Raw genomic sequence first — 19,466 nt, forward strand, 5'->3', positions numbered from 1 at the left:
AGCGTCAAGGGCCGCGTGGCCCTGCAAGCACAGTTCATTTCCAACCGTGGAAAATAGCGCACAAGAAAACGCCCCGGGCGTGAGGGTCCGGGGCGTTTCTCAAGTGATATGAGTAGGAGCTCAGGCTTCCAGCGCGCGCCGCAGCATTTCCACATCTTCGGCAATCTGGCCGTCCGTGGTTTTCAGCTCTTCGATGCGTTTTACGCCGTGCATGACAGTCGTGTGGTCACGTCCTCCGAACCGGCGCCCGATTTCCGGCAGGGACCGGCTGGTTAGTCGCTTGCACAGATACATCGCAACCTGACGCGGGCGGGCATAAGACCGCAGGCGTTTAGGTCCAATGATGTCGGACAGGCGGATGTTGTAATAGTCCGAAACCTTGCGCTGAATCTCTTCGACAGTGATCTTGCGCTCGGATGCGCGCAGCACATCGGCCAGACAGTCCTGCGTCAGCTCCATGTCGATCTCGCGCCCCACCAACGAGGCAAAAGCGAACAGACGGGTCAGAGCACCTTCCAGCACGCGAACATTGGTCGAGATCCGGTGCGCCAAGAATTCCAGGACACCATCGGCAATTGTCAGGTCGGGATATGTGCTGCTGTACTGCTGCACCTTGTTTTGCAGGATGCCCAGGCGCAGTTCATAGTCGGTTGGGTGCAAATCGACCACCAGACCACATTGCAGACGCGATTTCACCCGATCCTCTAGGTCCTTGATCTCACCCGGGGCGCGGTCGGCCGAGATGATGATCTGCTTGTTCTGGTCCACCAGTGCATTGAATGTGTGGAAGAACTCTTCCTGCGTCGAATCTTTGCCCGCGATGAACTGCACATCGTCCACCATCAACACGTCAACCGACCGGAACAAATGTTTGAAGTCCATCATCCGGCGCTCGCGAAGGGCCTGCACGAAACGGTACATGAACTGTTCCGCCGACAAATATAGCACGTTCAACTCGGGGTGTTTTGTTTTCAGCTCCCATGCGATGGCATGCATCAGGTGCGTCTTACCCAGACCAACGCCACCGTAAAGAACCAACGGGTTGAAGGTCACAGGACCACCTTCAGACACACGACGCGCCGCGGCATGGGCCAATTCGTTGGGTTTACCAACAACAAAACTGTCGAAGGTAAAGCGGGAATCCAATGGCGCGGCCTGCAAGGATTCAAACGCGCCATTCGCGGCTTCCATCTGCGGCGCAACAGGTGCATCCCGCACAACAGTCGGCTCGGATTCGGTGTCTACTTTAGGGCGCGCCGGTGAGTTAGCAGCGACGCGAAAGGCCAGTCGTTGAACCGTTTCCCCTGCGGTGTTCATCTCATACAGTATGAGATCCGCAAAGTTCTGACTGACATAGTTGCCCATGAAATTAGTCGGCACGGAAAACACCGCTACGCCGTCCTGCAACTCTTGGAATTCAAGAGGTTCAATCCAGGTCGTGTAGTTGTTTTTTCCGATAGCCTTGAGCAACTTGTTACGTAGTAGTCCCCATTTCTCTTGTGTCATTAAGCGCCTCACGCATCCCATTCTTTATTGGCCTGTCGGCCTTATTGCTATTTTCCGGTTGCCCGGATTATGCTTTCACACGCAAAGGGATACACGACGCCAAACCGCAGAAGTTTGGCGGGTGTGTTTTAGAAAGTCCGCACATCCCTACTTGCCGGCGCTCCATACCCGGAACGCCCTGAAAACAGGGTTGCGCAACGCAATCTCAAATTCGACAGGGCTTGGTTCCCTGGTGACCCAAGGACCGCAGCAGATTAGCAAACCAGTTGCCAACATTCGTTCCTGACCGTCCTGATGCCCGTCAGTTTAGTCGTTGGAACAGCCTGTCCCCCCAAGCGAGTGAATCGCTGTAACAGTGGTAGCAAGAGGCCAAGGCATCCGGCAACGAAACTCTGATATTGACTCGTATCTTTCGCCGAAAGAATCTCTCGGCTTTGTGAAGGCGCGGCTTTCCGGCAACAGCAAAAAAAAAGCGCCGCTGGGCGCGGCGCATTTTCTATCATTTCACCTTGTTTGGTTGACCCTGGGTCAACCCGGGCCTTAGCCCAGCGCTTTTACACGAGCCGACAGGCGCGACATTTTACGCGACGCTGTGTTCTTGTGGAAAACGCCTTTTGTGACGCCGCGCATCAGTTCAGGCTGAGCTGCGCGCAGTGCTGCGGTTGCAGCGTCCTTGTCGCCGGATGCGATCGCTTCTTCTACCTTACGCAGGTAGGTACGGATGCGCGAACGACGTGCTTTGTTGATTGCGAAACGGCTCTCGTTCTGACGAGCGCGTTTTTTTGCTTGGGGCGAATTAGCCATGTGTGTCTCTGACCTTTGGTTCGGTACGTTGTCTAGGGTTGCGCGCCACGGAATATCCGCACCAGATCAGAAATCACGAGTGTGAGTCGGGCCAAGCGGGCCGCACGCGCATGTATGGTGGCGGTTACTACCCAAGTTGGCCGGGTTTGCCAAGGCGATTCTTTTGATGCGCATAGCTGGTATGAAAAAGGCGGGCAAAGGCCCGCCGGTTTCGATTTGATCAGGGAACCGCTTATTTGTCGCGGAATTGCGCGGCGCGTTTTTCCAGGAACGCGGCCATACCTTCTTTTTGATCCTCGGTCGCGAACATTGAATGGAACACGCGGCGTTCGAACAGCATGCCTTCGCTCAGCGGCAGCTCATAGCTGCGGTTTACCGACTCCTTGGCTGCCATAGCGGACAGTTGGGATTTTTCGGCAATCTTCTGGGCTGCGCCCATCGCCTCATCCATCAGCTTCTTGGCGGGAACGACGCGGCTGACAAGGCCAGCGCGTTCAGCTTCTTCTGCGTCCATGAAACGGCCGGTCAGGTTCATGTCCATGGATTTGGACTTGCCGACAAACCGCGTCAGACGCTGGCTGCCCCCAAGCCCGGCAATGACGCCAAGATTGATCTCAGGTTGGCCAAATTTGGCAGTGTCCGCTGCGATGATGAAATCGCACAACATCGCAAGTTCGCACCCGCCGCCCAACGCATATCCGGCTACGGCAGCGATGATGGGCTTGCGGATCGCGCACACGCGGTCGTTCAGAGCACCAAACAGGTTCGAGCTGTAGACGTCCACAAAGCTCATCTCGGACATTTCCTTGATGTCCGCGCCCGCAGCGAACGCCTTGTCCGACCCGGTGATGACGATGCAGCGCACTTTGTCGTTGCTATCCGCATCTTCCAATGCCGAGCACAATTCCTGCGCCAGTTGTGAGTTCAGCGCGTTCAGCGCATCGGGCCTGTCGAGCTTGATAAGGGCGACGTGGTCTTCGATTTCGACGATGATCGTCTCAAAAGCCATGAGGTGAAAGCTTCCGGTTGTTCCGTTCAGGTACGATTCCTTACCACGCGCATTCGCTGGATCAAGCTATCTTTGGCATTGCGCACAGTAGAAGGATGAGCGACCGGACTGGGTGATTCTTTTGATTGGAGCCCCACAACCGTCAGTCCTGCAGGGTTCTCCCTCACGGCCATAGACGTCAAAGCTGTGCTGAAAATATCCAAGTTCTCCATCGGCTTGGCGGAAATCGCGTAGGGAAGATCCACCTGCTTCGATGGCGTCCTGCAATACCTTCCTGATGATCGGAACAAGTGCTGCGACTCGGGTCGCAGAAATTTGGCCGGCTTTGCGACGTGGCGACACTCCGGCTCGAAATAGCGCCTCGCACACGTAGATATTGCCCAGGCCGGCAACGATTCCCTGATCCAGCAGCGCCGATTTGATCGGAGTGTTCTTTCCCCGAAACGCATCGATCAGATGTTGTTCGTGAAAATCATTACCCAAAGGTTCAGGCCCGAGGACAGACAGCAGCTTGTGATCGTCCGCAGTTGCTGTCTGCAATAGGTCCATCGCACCAAACCGGCGCGGATCGTTGAACGTGACACGTGCGCCATTGGCCATGTGAAAGACCACATGGTCATGTTTTTGGGTTATCGGATGCTCATGCACGAATTGCCCAAGCGGATCGCCGGATACGGTCATCCGGCCTGACATGCCCAAATGGATCAACAAGGTTTCACCACTGCTGAGATCGGCAAGAATGTATTTTGACCGGCGACGCAATTGTTGAACCGTCTGCCCGGTCAACCGCTCGGCCATCCGTTCAGGGAAAGGCCAGCGCAGATCGGGGCGATTCACATCTGCCTGATCGATCACCACGCCTTCCATCGCTGGGCTCAGGCCGCGTCTTACTGTCTCGACCTCGGGCAATTCCGGCATTACACGGCTCCTATTCCAAAGGGCCGCATTGTGCCCCGGTTCCAGAGCCCTATAACAGAGGCGAAATTCGAAAAACGGCAAGGCTAATGTCCGACAACAGCGACAAGACCACTCATTTTGGGTTCGAAACCGTACGTGAGGCTGAAAAGGCCGGGCGTGTACAGGGCGTGTTTAACTCGGTCGCCTCGAAATATGACGTGATGAACGATGTCATGTCGATGGGCATTCACCGGGTCTGGAAAGACGCGATGATGGACTGGCTTGCGCCGCGCCCAGGCCAGCGCCTGCTGGATGTCGCAGGTGGCACCGGAGATATCTCGTTCCGCTTTTTGAAACGCGCGGGCTATGGCCATGCTACCGTGCTGGACCTGACCGAACCGATGCTGGTCGAAGGCCGACAGCGCGCCGAGGCCGACCAGATGGCCGACAGCCTGAACTGGGTGGTCGGCGACGCGATGGCTCTGCCCTTCGACGACAACACATTCGACGTCTACACCATCTCGTTTGGCATCCGGAACGTGACCCGCCCGCAGGAGGCCCTGAACGAAGCATTCCGTGTGTTGAAACCCGGTGGCCGCCTGATGGTGCTGGAATTCAGCCAATTGCCTAATGACGGGCTGCAAAAGCTCTATGACCTCTACAGCTTTAACGTCATACCGCGCATGGGGAAACTCATCGCCAATGACTACGACAGCTATCAATACTTGGTCGAATCGATCCGCAATTTCCCGGATCAGGAAACGTTTCTGAGCATGGTCCGCGCGGCCGGATTTGAAAATGCCAAGTACCGCAACCTGAGCATGGGCATCGCCGCGCTGCATTCCGGCTGGAAAATCTGATGCGCGGACCACACAACATCATTCGCCTGATCCGCACGGGCGCCACTCTTGAGCGCACAGGCGCCATGAACGTTGTGCTGGATGCGTTCGAGGCTCCGCGCGCACTGCGGTTTCTGGCGCATGCTTTGGGAAAACCGTTCCAATGGCTGGGGTACAAAGGCGATCCTGACATGCCCCCCGCCACAAGGGCGCTGACGGCGCTTGGGCCGGCATACATCAAGTTTGGTCAGGTACTATCGACCCGTCCCGATGTGGTCGGGGATGAGTTGGCCGAACAATTGCGCGTGCTGCAGGACAAGCTTCCCCCGTTCTCTAAAGCCGAAGCCATGGCCGAGGTTGAAAAGGAACTGGGCCAGCCGGTATCCGAAGTGTTCAGCGAATTCAGTGAACCCATCGCCGCGGCCTCGATTGCTCAGGTCCACAAGGCCAAGCTGGTTAGCACCGGCGAAGACGTCGCCGTCAAAGTTCTACGCCCGAACATTGAACGCGCCTTCCGCAAGGATGTAGACGCATTTTATTTCGCCGCACGCATCGTGCAGCTATTCGCCCCCGGTGCGCGCCGCCTGCGCCCGATGGAGGTTATCGAACATTTCGACGGCGTCGTACGCGGCGAGCTCGATCTGCGGCTGGAAAGCGCTGCCGCATCAGAATATGCGGCCAACACCAAGAACGACGCAGGCTTCTGGCTGCCCCCGGTCGTCTGGTCCCTGTCCGCCCGCCGCGTGATGACGCTCAGCTGGGCCGACGGCGTTCCGCTGGGCGACAATGCCGCACTGGACGCCGCCGGGCACGACCGCGGCGACCTGGCGGAACGCGTGCTGCGCTTGTTCCTGCTGCACGCACTGCGTGACGGTTTTTTCCACGCTGACATGCATCAGGGCAACCTGAAGGTCGCGGCCAACGGGGACATCATTGCCTACGACTATGGCATCATGGGTCATATCGACGAATATACCCGCCGGGTTTATGCCGAGATCCTCTTTGGCTTTATTCGCCGCGACTACAAACGCGTGGCCGAAGTACATTTCGAAGCTGGCTATGTTCCTGCCGACAGGGACGTCGACGAGTTTGCCCGCGCCTTGCGCGCGGTCGGAGAGCCTATCTTTGGCATGGATGCCACTCATATTTCGATGGGACGCCTACTGAATTACCTGTTCGAGGTGACAGAACGGTTCGGCATGGAAACCCGCACGGAACTGATCCTGCTGCAACGGACAATGGTGGTCGTCGAAGGCGTGGCGCGGTCGCTGGACTCGCGCATCAACATCTGGGAAGTCGCCCGCCCGGTTGTCGAAGATTACATCAAGCAATCCATCGGCCCCCGCGCAGCACTACGGGATTTTGGCAAAACCGCCATGGTACTGGCCCGCTTTGGCCCGCGCCTGCCCGCTTTGGTGGAAAATGCGCTGATCGCGCAGACGCATAAGGACGACACTCAAAACAGAGGCCTATCGGCGGCCATTCTTCCGGCAGCCATCGGCGCCGCTGCTGGCGCCGCAATTGTCCTGCTCCTGACAGCCTTCACCTAAGGCAAATCCGCCAGCTTCACCTGGCCAAAAATATCCTCGGGGGAAATCCCGCAAGCGTGATGGGGGGGGCAGACAGCCCCCCTACCCGATCCGGATTAGATTCGCTCGAAGGCAATGGCGATACCCTGTCCGCCACCAATGCACATCGTGACCAAGCCCTTCGATCCGCCGATGCGTTCCAACTCATACAACGCCTTAAGGGTGATGATCGCGCCTGTAGCGCCCACCGGGTGCCCCAAAGCAATTGCCCCTCCGTTCGGATTCACCTTGGCGGCATCCAGCCCCAGTTCTTTGTTTACGGCCAAGGCTTGCGACGCGAAGGCCTCGTTGCTTTCGATCACATCGAAATCCTCAATCGACAGGCCCGTACGCGCCATCAGGTTCTGAACAGCCGGAACCGGTCCGATCCCCATAACCTCGGGACGGACACCAGCGTGACCATATCCAAGAATGCGCGCCTTGGGTTTCAGACCCGCTTTCTCAGCTGCTTCAGCCGTAGCCAGAACCATCGCGGCGGCACCGTCGTTGATCCCTGATGCGTTACCAGCAGTCACCCGACCGTCCTTCTTGAACGCCGGGCGCAGTCCTGCCAGCGCCTCGGCCGAGGTCTGCTTGGGGTGTTCGTCGACCGTGAAATCGACCATGTCGCGTTTGACTTTGACCTGCACCGGCGCGATCTGGCTATCGAAATAGCCAGCCCCAATCGCGGCAGCAGCCCGCGCCTGGCTGGCTAGGGCAAACTCATCCATTTGCTCACGCGTGATCTGATGTTCATCCGCCACGTTCTCGGCTGTCACACCCATATGACCGGTGCCAAAGGGACAATTCAGGGCACCCAGCATCATATCGAGCGATTTAACATCCCCCATCTTCGCACCCCAGCGCGCCTGAGGAACGATGTAGGGGCTGCGCGACATGCTTTCGGCACCTCCGGCCACGGTAAATTCTGCATCACCCAACATCAGAGACTGCACAGCGGACACAATCGCCTGCGCTCCCGACCCGCACAGGCGGTTCACATTCATCGCAGGTGTTTCGTTCGGAATGCCCGCTTGTTTTGCAGCGGCGCGCGACAGGTACATATCGCGTGGCTCGGTGTTGATCACGTGGCCAAAAACAACGCTGCCGATCTGGGTCGGTTCGACCCCTGAACGTTCCATCGCCGCTTCCGTCACCACGGTCGCAAGATCAATCGGCGCGGTTGATGCCAGCGCCCCGCCAAACGTACCAATCGCGGTGCGGGCACCATCAAGAATCACGATGTCTTTCATGTCTCTACTCCTCCGGACTTTGACGGCACTATGCATCTGCGGCATCAGGCTGTCCCATGGAACGTACCGTCACAAGCAGAATTGACATATGACGGACAAACGCGCATGAGATTCCGTCATGACGGAAAACCCAGATGATATCCTGACACGCCTGCCCGCACGCCTGAAAGAGGCGCGCAGAGCCAAGGGCCTGTCGCTTGAAGCCGTGGCAAATCTTAGCGGCGTATCCAGATCGATGGTCAGTCAGATCGAGCGGGGCGAAAGCAGCCCAACGATCTCGACCCTGTGGAACCTAACCCGTGCGCTACAGGTGGATTTCGCGGGTCTTCTGGAGGAAGCGAACAGCACGAACCAGATCGAAGTCCTTAGGAAATCCGAGGTGCCCAGTATCGACAACATGGGCCAAAACTGCCGGATTCGCATTCTTTCACCGCCCGAGGAAGCAGGTGGTCACGAGGTCTACGATATTGAGTTCGACAAAGACGGCGCTCTAAACAGCCAGCCCCACGCCCGTGGAGCCAGAGAACAGTTGACCGTGCTGGAAGGTGCCGTTTGTGTGACCTCCGGTACGGCTGTCAGTGATCTGCAGATGGGTGATACCGCACGCTATGCGGCGGATGTCGCGCATTCGATTGTTGCCAACGGGGCAGCGCGGGTCTTCCTGATCGTTAAAAACGCCTGACACTCGCAAAATCCGTATTCGCGGAAATTTTTCCCGTATATTGTAATTCCCCTATTTGGGAATTATGTCCGCTATGTTAGATATGCGACTCAGACAAACGGAGACCGCCATGGCAGATGCATTCTTGTCCCACATTACGGACACCCTCGCGCAGATCGAAGCAGAAGGTCTGTATAAGCGCGAACGAATGATCACCTCGCCTCAGGGCGGTGAGATTACGGTGGGCGACCGGAAGGTCATCAACCTGTGCGCCAACAACTATCTTGGCCTGGCCGATCATCCTGCTTTGATCGAGGCAGCCAAAGGCGCGATGGAACCCAAGGGGTTCGGCATGGCGTCGGTCCGTTTCATCTGCGGTACGCAGGACATTCACCGTGAGTTGGAACAGAGGCTGGCCAAATTCCTGAACAAGGACGATTCGATCCTGTTCGCAGCTTGTTTCGATGCCAATGGCGGCCTCTTTGAGCCCTTGTTAGGGCCTGAAGACGCCATCATCTCGGACAGTCTGAACCACGCCTCGATCATCGACGGTGTGCGGTTGTGCAAAGCCAAGCGCTATCGGTACATGAACAATGACATGAACGATCTTGAGGCTTGGTTGAAACAAGCGCGTGAGGATGGTGCGCGGCACATCATGATCGCGACCGATGGCGTGTTCTCAATGGATGGCTATCTGGCCAACCTGCCAAAAATTCGCGAGCTGGCGGACAAATACGATGCGATCGTCATGGTGGATGACTGCCACGCCACCGGCTTCATGGGGCCAAGTGGGGCGGGCACGCCGGATCACTTCGGTGTCGACGTGGACGTTCTGACGGGAACCTTGGGCAAGGCACTTGGGGGGGCTATCGGCGGTTACATCGCCGGGCCGCAGCCAGTGATCGACCTGCTGCGGCAGCGGGCGCGGCCTTACCTGTTCTCAAACTCGCTGCCACCTTCCATCGTCGCCGCCGGATTGGAAGCAATCCGCCTGGTCGAAGAGGGCGACATGCTGCGCGCGCAACTTTTTGGCAACGCGAAATACTGGCGTGCAGGATTGGAAAATCTGGGCTTTGACCTCCTGCCCGGTGAGCATCCAATTATCCCTGTCATGCTGGGCGAGGCGCAACTGGCGCAAGATATGGCGTCGCGCCTGTTCGACGAAGGCGTCTATGTCTCGGGCTTCTTTTTTCCCGTCGTCCCGCGTGGGCAAGCAAGGATCAGAACCCAAATGAATGCGGCTCTAACAAAGGATGAATTGGACCGTGCACTGGCAGCCTTTGGTAAGGTCGGCAAGGAATTGGGAGTGATCTGATGCGACCCAACACAATGAAAGCTCTGGAAAAGTCCAAACCTGAAGAAGGTCTTTGGATGGTGCAGGCCCCTGTGCCTGAAATTAATGCGGACGAAGTTCTGATCCGCATCAAAAAAACCGGCATCTGCGGGACAGATATCCACATCTGGAATTGGGATGACTGGGCCGCGGCCACAGTGCCAATTCCGATGATTACCGGCCACGAGTTTGCGGGTGAGATCGTCGAGATCGGCCGCAATGTGTCCGGTCTGGAGATCGGCCAGCGTTGTTCTGGCGAGGGCCACCTGATCACCAACGACAGCCGCCAAAGCCGAGCCGGGAAGTTTCATCTGGATCCGGGCACCCGTGGGATCGGGGTCAACGAACAAGGTGCCTTTGCCCAATACCTGAAACTACCCGCTTTTAATGTGGTACCCTTGCCCGAGGACGTGCCAGACGAGATCGGAGCCATCCTCGACCCCCTCGGCAACGCAGTGCACACCGCGCTCAGCTTTGATCTTCTGGGTGAGGATGTTCTGATCACCGGCGCGGGCCCCATCGGCATTATGGCTGCCGCAGTCGCGCGCCATGCCGGGGCGCGGCATGTGGTGATCACAGATATCAACCCGGATCGTCTGAGACTGGCCGAACACGTCGTGCCGACCCTGCGGACGGTGGATATCAGCAAGGAAGACCTGCAGGACGTCATTGCCGAACTCGGCATGCAGCAGGGGTTCGATGTGGGCTTGGAAATGTCCGGCTCACAAGCTGCGCTGGACCAGATGGTCGAGGCTCTGGTGATGGGCGGCAAGATCGCTTTGCTGGGTATTCCGCCCGGAAAGTCTCCGGTGGACTGGTCCCGCATCGTGTTCAAAGCGATTACCATCAAAGGCGTTTATGGGCGCGAAATGTTCGAGACCTGGTACAAAATGATTGCGATGCTGCAGAACGGTCTGGATGTCAGCCGGGTCATCACGCACCACATGAAAGTCGACGATTTCGCCGAAGGCTTTGCCGCGATGAAATCCGGCCAATCCGGCAAAGTGGTTCTGGACTGGACTTAACGCTCTGGAAGTGCGCTGATTTAGACCCTAAACAGGGGCGAACTCATGCGTTTGGAGGAGCAAATGGGCGATAAGGATCATCGGTATCTTGAGCGTGGAATCGAGGACACTCTGGTCACCGATTTCGCGGAAACCCATCGTAAGAGCTATGGCGATTTTCTGCAGCTCAAAACCCTGCTGAACTTGCAAAAGACCTTTCAGGACCCTGCGCAGCCGGATGAAATGCTGTTCATCGTCATCCATCAGGTCAGCGAGCTGTGGCTGAAACTGATGCATCACCAACTGGTCGAGGTGCGCCGGTTCCTGCAACAGGATGAATTCGGCCCCGCGATGAAGAACCTCGACCGGGTCAAGGCGATTCAGCGCCAGCTGATCTCGGCTTGGGAGACGTTGCTGACCATGACGCCGGCCGACTACATGACCTTCCGCGAGGCATTGGGCAGTTCGTCGGGCTTCCAAAGCTACGGCTATCGTCAGATCGAATTTATTCTGGGCAACAAAGATGCCTCGACCCTGAAAGTGCACGAACATGACGCCGAGGTCATGAGCTTACTGAATGCCGCGCTGACAAAACCGTCCTTGTATGACGAGGTGCTGCATATGTTGTCCCGTCAAGGTTTCGATGTGCCCGATGATTTACTGAACCGGGACTATGCGCAGCCTTATTCCGGCGACAACCGCGTGGTGAAGATATGGGGGCAGGTGTTCCGCAACACGGACCGTTATTGGGATCTTTATGCGCTAGCCGAAAAGCTGATGGACGTCGAATCCCTGTTCCAACGCTGGCGTTTTGATCATGTCACGGCTGTGGAACGTGTCATCGGCAACCAACCCGGCACGGGTGGATCCAGCGGCGTGTCCTTTCTGCGCAAGGCCCTGGATTTACGCTTCTTCCACGACCTCTACGATGTGCGCACCGAATTGATGTATGCGGGGCAGGAGTAGGCGATGCTGTATCGAGGGTTCTCTCAGGATGAGCTGGAGCGTGAATACGCCCCTAGTTCGATGATCGGTGGCGATCTGACACCCTATCTAGACAGCTATACCGCACTCAGCGCGCAGCACCGGGCGAGGATGGACGTGAAGGAAAACGTCGCCTATGGCGATTCGTCGGCGCAAGTGCTGGATTTCTTTCCCGCGAAAGGAGCAGGCGCGCCTCTGCACGTCTTTGTTCACGGCGGATATTGGCAAGCGCTCAGCCAGCGCGAATCGGCGATGATGGCTCCTGCGCTGATTGAGGCCGAGCAATCCTTTGCCACGTTGAATTACACGTTGGCCCCGGATGCGCGGCTGGATCAGATGGTCGACGAATGCCGCGATGCCCTGCTTTGGCTGGCAGAGAACGCGTTCAATCTGGGCTTTGATCCGTCGCGGATCACGCTATCGGGACACAGTGCTGGCGCGCATCTGGTGGCCATGGTCATGGCGACCTCGGCGGATGCGTTGGCCCGCGCGGGATTGCGCGTGCGCGATGTTATTCTGATCAGCGGCGTCTATGATCTGGAACCGATCAGCCTGACCTCGGTGAACGACCCGCTGCAGTTGACCCCGGTCGAGGTGCACGATCTGTCCCCGATCCTGCACCTGCCACCCCCCGGTCCACGCTATCACGTGACGGTGGCAGAACGGGACACGCCGGAATTCATCCGCCAAAGCCGTGATTATGCGGAAGCTCTGCGCAAAGGCGGGCATTCGGTCAGTTTCGATTTACAAAAGGGCATGCAGCACTTCGATATCATCATGCATCGAGGGACGTTTTTGCCGGCAAATCGGTAGTCAAAGGCATCGAAAATCAACTGATTTGATATTTTCCCCGGAAATTAATACAACCCCTACAAACCTTACCTTTGTAGCCAAGCTTCGAACGCCCGGTTCGAGCCCGAATAGTTAACTGAACAACGTTGATTTCTGTCTTAGATTCGACCACCAATCACCCATGTTTCGTTACCTTTTGCACTTTGCCGTAATCGTCATTCTCACTTTTCTTACCCAGGTGGGCGGCGTTGCTTGGCTCTTAGCCCAAGCGTTCCGAAGGACACTTTTGGCGTTCGCCGTGATATATTTTGCCCTTTCGGTGGCAACGGTCTGGGTTGCGCCAAGTTTCGGAAGGGTCGCGCTGAGCTGTTTTGAAAGCGGGTCTCTGACAATGCAGAGTTGGATGTACTGCGTGTTGAACCGCAACTATGTGACGCCCGATCTCGCCGACGTCCTCATGGATACAGCCGAAGAGATGGACCGTCGCTATCCAGGCACAACAACCCTCGTTCTGGACGCAAACTTTCCATTTTTCGATGGTTTCCCGTTGCTTCCTCACCTCTCGCATGATGACGGAGAAAAAGCAGATTTGGCCTTTTTTTATGTTGATGCCTCAGGGTACTTGCCGGGAGCAGTTCGGTCTCCAATCGGGTATTTTGCATTCGAAGAAGGTCCAACGCACTGCCAGCCAGCTTGGCCAACGCTTCGGTGGGATTTTGCTGCACTTCAATCGCTTTGGCGAGATTACAGTCTCGAGCCGGAACGCAATCGTGCTGTTCTCGAAGTGCTATCTAACGACGCACGAGTAGGCAGGATATTCGTTGAACCACATCTTGTAGAGAGCCTAGGCGCTGGAAGTGACCGCATTGGATTTCAGGGGTGTCGTGCCGCTCGCCATGACGATCATATTCACATACAGCTTCGCTGAAGGTCATTTGGCAAACCTTCTGCGACAGCATTGTCCGCACAGCCGACCTTGAAGGCAGACTCATCTCATAATTAGGACAGGATTATAAAACGCACCGTACTGACTGGATTCAGAAAATCTCATACGTACAATCATAGGCTCTCAATCATTCGCAAAAAAAACAGCGGCCCAATTGAGCCGCTGTTTCCAAACTCTCATTCCGAACCGGATCAATCCAGCGTGCGGGTGACCTCTTCGCGCTCGAAGATTTCGATCACGTCGCCTGCACGGATATCGTCGTAGTTCTCGAACGCCATACCGCATTCCTGACCCGACTGGACCTCGGCCACTTCGTCCTTGAAGCGTTTCAGCGTCTTCAGCGTGCCTTCGTGGATCACCACGTTGTCGCGCAGCAGGCGGACACCTGCGGAACGACGCGCCACGCCTTCGGTGACCAGACAGCCAGCAACTTTGCCGACGCCTGTAACCTTGAAGACTTCGCGGATCTCGGCGTAACCGATGAACTTTTCGCGGATCTCGGCGCTCAGAAGGCCAGAAGCGGCGGCTTTCACGTCATCGACCAGGTCGTAGATCACCGAGTAATAACGGATTTCCACGCCCTTCTGGTTCGCGGTGTTCCGCGCCGACGCATTGGCACGCACGTTGAAGCCCAGGATCGGCGCACCGGATGCTTCGGCAAGGCCGACATCGGTTTCGGTAATCGCACCTACGCCCGAGTGCAGCACGCGCACGCGTACCTCGTCGTTGCCGATTTTCTCCATCGCCTGAACGATGGCTTCAGCCGAGCCCTGAACGTCTGCTTTCATCAGAATTGGCAGTTCGTTGACGTTCTCGTCTTCCTTGGCCTTCTGCATCAGCTGCTCAAGGGTCGTTGCGGCGCCAGCGGCAGCGCGTTTGTCCTTGGCGGCCTGTTCGCGGTATTCTGCGATCTCGCGGGCCTGCGCTTCGGTCTCGGTCACGTTCAGAACGTCGCCCGCTTCAGGCGTTCCGTTCAGACCCAGAACCTCGACAGGAACCGAGGGGCCAGCTTCCTTGACGCGTTCACCCTTGTCGTTGATCAGCGCACGGACTTTACCGTATTGCTCACCCACGACGAAGATATCGCCCTGACGTAGCGTACCGTTCTGAACCAGAACAGTGGCGACGGGGCCGCGACCCACGTCCAGCTGCGCCTCGATCACGGCACCTTGGGCAGCGCGATTCGGGTTGGCTTTCAGCTCCAGAATCTCGGATTGCAGCGCGATGGCTTCCAGCAACTCGTCCAAGCCCTGACCGGTGATAGCAGAGACTTCGACGTCCTGAACCTCACCCGACATTTTCTCGACGATGACTTCGTGCTGCAGCAGGTCGGTGCGCACCTTGTCCGGGTTCGCGCCCGGCTTGTCGACCTTGTTGATCGCCACGATCATCGGCACTCCGGCCGCTTTCGCGTGGTTGATCGCTTCGACCGTCTGCGGCATCACCGCGTCATCGGCGGCAACAACCAGAACCACGATATCCGTGACCTGAGCACCGCGCGAGCGCATCGAAGTAAAGGCCGCGTGACCCGGCGTATCCAGGAAAGACAGTGTGGTGCCGCTATCGGTTGTCACCTGATAGGCACCGATGTGCTGGGTGATGCCACCCGCTTCGCCTGCCACAACCCGCGCATCGCGGATCGCATCCAGCAGCGAGGTTTTGCCGTGGTCAACGTGACCCATGATGGTGATGACCGGCGGACGCGATTTCAGATCTTTGTCGTCGTCTTCGACCTCTTTGATGACGTCCTCGACATCCGAATCAGAGACACGGGTCACTTTGTGACCGAATTCTTCGATGATCAGCTCGGCGGTATCGGCATCAATGGTCTGGTTCTGCGTGACCATCATGCCCATGTTCATCAGCGATTTGACAACGTCTGCCACACGCTCGGCCATACGGTTGGCCAGCTCTGATACCGTGATCGCCTCGGGCAGCTGTACGTCGCGGATTACCTTTTCGCGCTCGACCGTACCACCCATGGCTTTCTGACGCGCCCGCTCCTGCTTGCGCTTCATCGCCGCCATAGAGCGGTGACGATTACCTTCGCCGCCCGTTGCCTGACCCAATGTCAGCTTGCCGGACCGGCGGTTGTCATCACGGCCTTTGCCACGATTTCCGCGCTGTTCACGCTCGCGATCGTTTTTCCGCGGAGTTGCAGCCGGTGCAGGCTTGTTGGCCGGGCTGCGCGGAGCGGCCGCCTTGGGCTCTGCCGGAGCAGCCGGAGCAGCAGCGCGTTGGGCCGCAATTTCAGCCTCTTTGCGCTTGCGATCTTCTTCTTCGGCCTTGGCACGTGCACGTTCTTCGGCCTCGCGCTGTTCGCGTTCCTTAGCCTCTTGCTCCGCACGACGACGGGCGCGCTCTTCTTCACGCGCTTTTTCAGCTGCCTCGCGGGCGGCGGCTTCTTCGACCTCGCGGGCCTTCGCGGCCTGCAGCGCCTTCATCCGGCGGGCCATCTCCGCATCGGAAATCCCGGCAGGGCGGCGCGACGGATCACCCGAGGGCGTTGCTCCGCCACCTGGCTTGCCGGCACCCGGCTTGGGAACCACCACGCGCTTGCGTTTGGTCTCCACCACGACATTCTTGGTACGTCCGTGGCTGAAACTTTGTTTCACATTTCCGGGGCGTGCCCCGCCACGAAGACCCAATGTCTTTTTGCCGTCATTATCGCTCATAAAGCTTCTTACCCTTCCGCGCGGCCCCTGCCGCCGTCATCCGTTTCGCGCAAGCCACGCAGGCGCTGCGCTTCCTCTACAACACGTTTGGCGAGTCCGCCAGAGGCGAGCGCCGCATGAATCACGGTTTGGCGCCCAAATGCCCGTCCCAGCTCGTCCGCCGTCAGCCAGCCGATGTATGTTCCGAAGTGCGGCGTGCTCAGTTTCGACTTGCCGCGCCCTGATCCATCAGAGGCTTGTATCAGTACCTGGGCCTCTTCCCGGTCCAGCCACGTCTTGACCTTTTCGTAACCGGCGATCGCATCACCGGATTTGCGCGCAAGGCTCACCAACTCGATCACACGGCGCGCAATCTGACGCTCAACTTCATCCGCGAGATCGTTAGGCACACTGACTTGCGCCTTGAAACCACGTGCAAACAGCTTTTTGCCCACGGCCTTGTCCAGCGCGCTGCGATCCGCCGCGACATAGACGCCACGTCCCGGCAGTTTTGCCGCGACATCCGGAAAGACCTGACCATCCGGCCCCGTCACAAAGCGGATCAACCCATATTTAGGTTGAACCTCGCCCGTGGCGATGCACTTGCGATCAGGTCCTTCGGACCGATCCTTATGGACGCCACCGCGACCCATTTGCGCCACCCGAAGCCTGAGATCAGGCCTCGGCCTCCTCTTCGGTAACTTCTTCTTCGGCCTGCTCCAACTCAGCAGGATCGACCCAGCCCAGCATGATCCGAGCTGTCATGACCAGATCCTGCGCCTCTTCCAGCGTTACACCGAAAGGTTCCAGAACACCGTCATCTTTGATTCGCTGGCCGTCGACCGTGGTCCAACCACCGGCCAGTTCCCAGTCAGCGCAGGTGGCGAAGTCTTCCAGGTTCTTCACATCGTCCTTGGCCAGCGCTTCAACCATCTGGGGTGTCAGGCCTTCGAATTCAATAAGACTGTCTTCGGCACCCAACGCGCGGGCGCTTTCCAAAGCTGCCTTGGCCTTTGCTTCCAGATATTCGCGCGCCCGTGTTTGCAGCTCTTGCGCGGTGCCTTCGTCAACGCCGTCGATCACCAGCAGTTCTTCGATTTCCACATAGGCTACCTCTTCGAGATTGGTGAAGCCTTCGGACACCAGCAACTGGGCAAAGAATTCATCCAGATCCAGGCTGTCCATGAACAGTTGGGTGCGGGCTTCGAATTCTTTCTGACGACGCGCCGATTCTTCGGCCTCGGTCATGATGTCGATATCCAGATTGGTAAGCTGGCTGGCCAGACGCACGTTCTGACCGCGGCGACCGATGGCCAGCGAAAGCTGTTCCTCGGGAACCACAACCTCGATTTTGCCGGCTTCTTCGTCCAGAACCACCTTGGAAACCTCAGCAGGCTGCAGCGCATTCACCAGGAAGGTCGGTTGATCTTCGTTCCACGGAATGATGTCGATTTTTTCGCCCTGCAGCTCGTTCACAACGGCCTGCACGCGGCTGCCGCGCATACCAACGCAAGCACCAACCGGATCAATCGAACCGTCGTAGGAAATCACAGCGATCTTGGCACGCGAACCGGGGTCGCGGGCCACGGCCTTGACCTCGATAATGCCGTCATAGATTTCCGGTACTTCCATCTTGAACAGTTCGGCCATGAATTCCGGCGCGGTGCGCGACAGGAAGATCTGGTGGCCACGAACTTCGCGACGCACTTCCTTGATATAGGCACGCACACGGTCATTCGGACGATAGCTTTCGCGACCGATCTTGTCATTGCGGCGCAGAACGGCCTCAGCACCGCCCAGATCGACAATGACATTGCCAAACTCTTCGCGCTTGACCGCACCGTTGATGATGGTGCCCGCACGATCCTTGAAATCTTCGTACTGACGGTCGCGCTCGGCTTCGCGAACCTTCTGCAGGATCACCTGCTTTGCGGATTGCGCCGCGATACGGCCCATTTCAACTGGCGGCACTTCTTCAACGAAGACGTCACCAACCGAAGGCGTTTCCATATACTGCTTGGCTTGCTCGACGGTCATCTCGGCCTGATAGTTTTCCAGCTCTTCATCCTCGACCACGGTGCGAACGCGGGTGAATGTCGCTTTGCCGGTCTTGCGATCGATGCTGACGCGGATGTCCATCTCGGCGCCGTAACGGCTTTTGGCGGCACGGGCGAGCGATTCTTCCATCGCTTCGACAACCAGACCGGGGTCGATCATCTTTTCGCGGGCCACGGCCTCGGCGGTCTGCAGCAGCTCCAGCTGGTTGGCTGAGGTGATTGCCATCAGTTCGTCTCCTCTTCGGACCCTTCGGTCTCAATCTCGTCGAAAGCGTTTTCGTTCAGGGCACCGGCGTCTTTGCGCTGGCGCAGCATTTCCTTGATCAGGTCGTCGGTCAGGACCAGCTTGGCGTCGCTCAGCCAGTCGAATTGCAGTCCGATGGTGATCGTCTCGTCCCCCTCGGTGAGATTGATCAGGACCTCATCTCCCTCGATCCCGGCCAGCTCACCTTTAAAACGGCGGCGTCCGTCGATCAGTTCGGCGGTTTCGATCTTGGCCTCATATCCTTCGAACGCCTCAAAGTCCTTGAGACGGGTCAGGGGGCGGTCGATGCCGGGGCTGGACACTTCCAGCGCATAGGCGTCAAGGATCGGATCCTCAACATCCAACGTGGCGCTTACCGCGTTCGAAATCTCGGCGCAATCATCCACTTCGATACCGCCGTCAGGCTTGTCAGCCATGATCTGCAGCGTGGTTTGTTTGCCGCTCATCAGGCGAATACGCACAAGTTCATACCCCAGATCCTCGATCACGGGAGTGATGATCTCGGCCAGTCGCCGGTCGATGGCTGCTTTGGCTATCAGGTCATTTGTCATCTGGTACTCTACCCTGTCAGTCGGGCACAAAAAAACGGGCGCGCGGCCCGTCGATCTTTTCCGGTGGAGCCCCGGACCGAAGCCCGACACGCCGCTGTTAACGGCCATATAGCCAAGCGACTGCAAGATTGCAAGCCCAAGCGCCAGGATGGGCAATCACAATATCAGTCTGACAAAATCCACTCGCCATTTTCACATAGGTAAGGACCAACGCGGTCCCCGTCTTCGTAGACCTCGCCGTCAAACAGGCATTGACGTCCCTGGGCATGTGCCACGCCTGACAGAGCGACGGTCACAAGTGCAATAATGGCAGCGAGAACAGCAAGTTTATTCATGGAAAGCT

18 protein-coding genes are annotated in these 19,466 nt (G+C 57.6%); 8 read left to right on the forward strand and 10 right to left on the reverse strand.

The features are described from left to right. Positions 1 to 120: 120 nt before the first annotated feature. The 4 genes from dnaA to mutM all read right to left on the reverse strand — a co-directional run bounded on the left by dnaA (position 121) and on the right by mutM (position 4,237). Positions 121 to 1,506: a chromosomal replication initiator protein DnaA gene (dnaA, locus tag AC2FID_RS18460; protein WP_058276502.1), complete on the reverse strand. Its 1,386-nt coding sequence runs from the start codon at positions 1,504 to 1,506 to the stop codon at positions 121 to 123. Positions 1,507 to 2,046: 540 nt separating this feature from the next. Further along, entirely contained in the window at positions 2,047 to 2,310 is a 264-nt protein-coding gene (gene rpsT, locus AC2FID_RS18465; RefSeq protein ID WP_058272970.1) for a 30S ribosomal protein S20, read from the reverse strand. 232 nt (positions 2,311 to 2,542) lie between these two features. Continuing rightward, positions 2,543 to 3,319, reverse strand: coding sequence for an acryloyl-CoA hydratase (acuK, locus tag AC2FID_RS18470; RefSeq protein ID WP_058276503.1), 777 nt, complete (start codon positions 3,317 to 3,319; stop codon positions 2,543 to 2,545). A gap of 66 nt (positions 3,320 to 3,385) precedes the next feature. After that, positions 3,386 to 4,237 carry a bifunctional DNA-formamidopyrimidine glycosylase/DNA-(apurinic or apyrimidinic site) lyase gene (mutM, locus tag AC2FID_RS18475; RefSeq protein ID WP_282170824.1) on the reverse strand — a complete coding sequence of 284 codons (852 nt, stop codon included), beginning with the start codon at positions 4,235 to 4,237 and terminating at the stop codon, positions 3,386 to 3,388. Positions 4,238 to 4,323: 86 nt separating this feature from the next. On the opposite strand from mutM, the gene ubiE reads away from it, so the two are divergent. Then, positions 4,324 to 5,076, forward strand: coding sequence for a bifunctional demethylmenaquinone methyltransferase/2-methoxy-6-polyprenyl-1,4-benzoquinol methylase UbiE (gene ubiE / locus AC2FID_RS18480; RefSeq protein WP_282120888.1), 753 nt, complete (start codon positions 4,324 to 4,326; stop codon positions 5,074 to 5,076). Then, positions 5,076 to 6,605 carry a 2-polyprenylphenol 6-hydroxylase gene (ubiB, locus tag AC2FID_RS18485; RefSeq protein ID WP_496838105.1) on the forward strand — a complete coding sequence of 510 codons (1,530 nt, stop codon included), beginning with the start codon at positions 5,076 to 5,078 and terminating at the stop codon, positions 6,603 to 6,605. The genes ubiE and ubiB overlap by 1 nt, the downstream gene beginning before the upstream one ends. Positions 6,606 to 6,700: 95 nt before the next feature. Here the strand turns inward: ubiB and AC2FID_RS18490 are convergent, their stop codons facing one another. Continuing rightward, positions 6,701 to 7,876, reverse strand: coding sequence for an acetyl-CoA C-acyltransferase family protein (locus AC2FID_RS18490; RefSeq protein ID WP_496838106.1), 1,176 nt, complete (start codon positions 7,874 to 7,876; stop codon positions 6,701 to 6,703). Positions 7,877 to 7,994: 118 nt separating this feature from the next. Here AC2FID_RS18490 and AC2FID_RS18495 point away from each other — a divergent pair, with 118 nt between their 5' ends. The 6 genes from AC2FID_RS18495 to AC2FID_RS18520 all read left to right on the forward strand — a co-directional run bounded on the left by AC2FID_RS18495 (position 7,995) and on the right by AC2FID_RS18520 (position 13,578). Beyond that, on the forward strand, positions 7,995 to 8,558 hold the full coding sequence (locus AC2FID_RS18495; protein WP_496758036.1) for a helix-turn-helix domain-containing protein: 564 nt from the start codon (positions 7,995 to 7,997) through the stop codon (positions 8,556 to 8,558). Between the two features lie 109 nt (positions 8,559 to 8,667). Then, positions 8,668 to 9,852: a glycine C-acetyltransferase gene (locus AC2FID_RS18500; protein ID WP_496758034.1), complete on the forward strand. Its 1,185-nt coding sequence runs from the start codon at positions 8,668 to 8,670 to the stop codon at positions 9,850 to 9,852. A gap of 14 nt (positions 9,853 to 9,866) precedes the next feature. Beyond that, complete coding sequence (tdh, locus tag AC2FID_RS18505; protein ID WP_496758057.1) at positions 9,867 to 10,895, forward strand: L-threonine 3-dehydrogenase; 1,029 nt, start codon at positions 9,867 to 9,869, stop codon at positions 10,893 to 10,895. A 63-nt stretch (positions 10,896 to 10,958) separates the two neighbouring features. Beyond that, positions 10,959 to 11,840 carry a tryptophan 2,3-dioxygenase gene (locus tag AC2FID_RS18510; protein WP_282120891.1) on the forward strand — a complete coding sequence of 294 codons (882 nt, stop codon included), beginning with the start codon at positions 10,959 to 10,961 and terminating at the stop codon, positions 11,838 to 11,840. A gap of 3 nt (positions 11,841 to 11,843) precedes the next feature. After that, the gene (locus AC2FID_RS18515) at positions 11,844 to 12,671 is read left to right on the forward strand and encodes an alpha/beta hydrolase (protein ID WP_282170828.1); all 828 of its coding nucleotides are present in this window, start codon (positions 11,844 to 11,846) and stop codon (positions 12,669 to 12,671) included. A 160-nt stretch (positions 12,672 to 12,831) separates the two neighbouring features. Then, positions 12,832 to 13,578 (forward strand): hypothetical protein, encoded by a 747-nt coding sequence (locus tag AC2FID_RS18520; RefSeq protein ID WP_496838108.1) that lies wholly within the window; start codon positions 12,832 to 12,834, stop codon positions 13,576 to 13,578. Positions 13,579 to 13,787: 209 nt separating this feature from the next. On the opposite strand, the gene infB is transcribed toward AC2FID_RS18520, so the two are convergent. The 5 genes from infB to AC2FID_RS18545 all read right to left on the reverse strand — a co-directional run bounded on the left by infB (position 13,788) and on the right by AC2FID_RS18545 (position 19,458). Next, on the reverse strand, positions 13,788 to 16,271 hold the full coding sequence (gene infB, locus AC2FID_RS18525) for a translation initiation factor IF-2 (protein WP_058272980.1): 2,484 nt from the start codon (positions 16,269 to 16,271) through the stop codon (positions 13,788 to 13,790). An 8-nt stretch (positions 16,272 to 16,279) separates the two neighbouring features. Then, positions 16,280 to 16,903, reverse strand: a complete 624-nt coding sequence (locus AC2FID_RS18530; RefSeq protein WP_496838110.1) for an RNA-binding protein — start codon at positions 16,901 to 16,903, stop codon at positions 16,280 to 16,282. A 22-nt stretch (positions 16,904 to 16,925) separates the two neighbouring features. Further along, the gene (gene nusA / locus AC2FID_RS18535) at positions 16,926 to 18,533 is read right to left on the reverse strand and encodes a transcription termination factor NusA (protein ID WP_282152819.1); all 1,608 of its coding nucleotides are present in this window, start codon (positions 18,531 to 18,533) and stop codon (positions 16,926 to 16,928) included. Next, positions 18,533 to 19,123 (reverse strand): ribosome maturation factor RimP, encoded by a 591-nt coding sequence (gene rimP / locus AC2FID_RS18540; protein ID WP_058272983.1) that lies wholly within the window; start codon positions 19,121 to 19,123, stop codon positions 18,533 to 18,535. The genes nusA and rimP overlap by 1 nt, the downstream gene beginning before the upstream one ends. Positions 19,124 to 19,287: 164 nt before the next feature. Further along, positions 19,288 to 19,458, reverse strand: a complete 171-nt coding sequence (locus tag AC2FID_RS18545; RefSeq protein WP_496723471.1) for a hypothetical protein — start codon at positions 19,456 to 19,458, stop codon at positions 19,288 to 19,290. Between the last annotated feature and the right edge of the window lie 8 nt (positions 19,459 to 19,466).

It is taken from the genome of Ruegeria sp. CDSC068 (assembly GCF_059610545.1).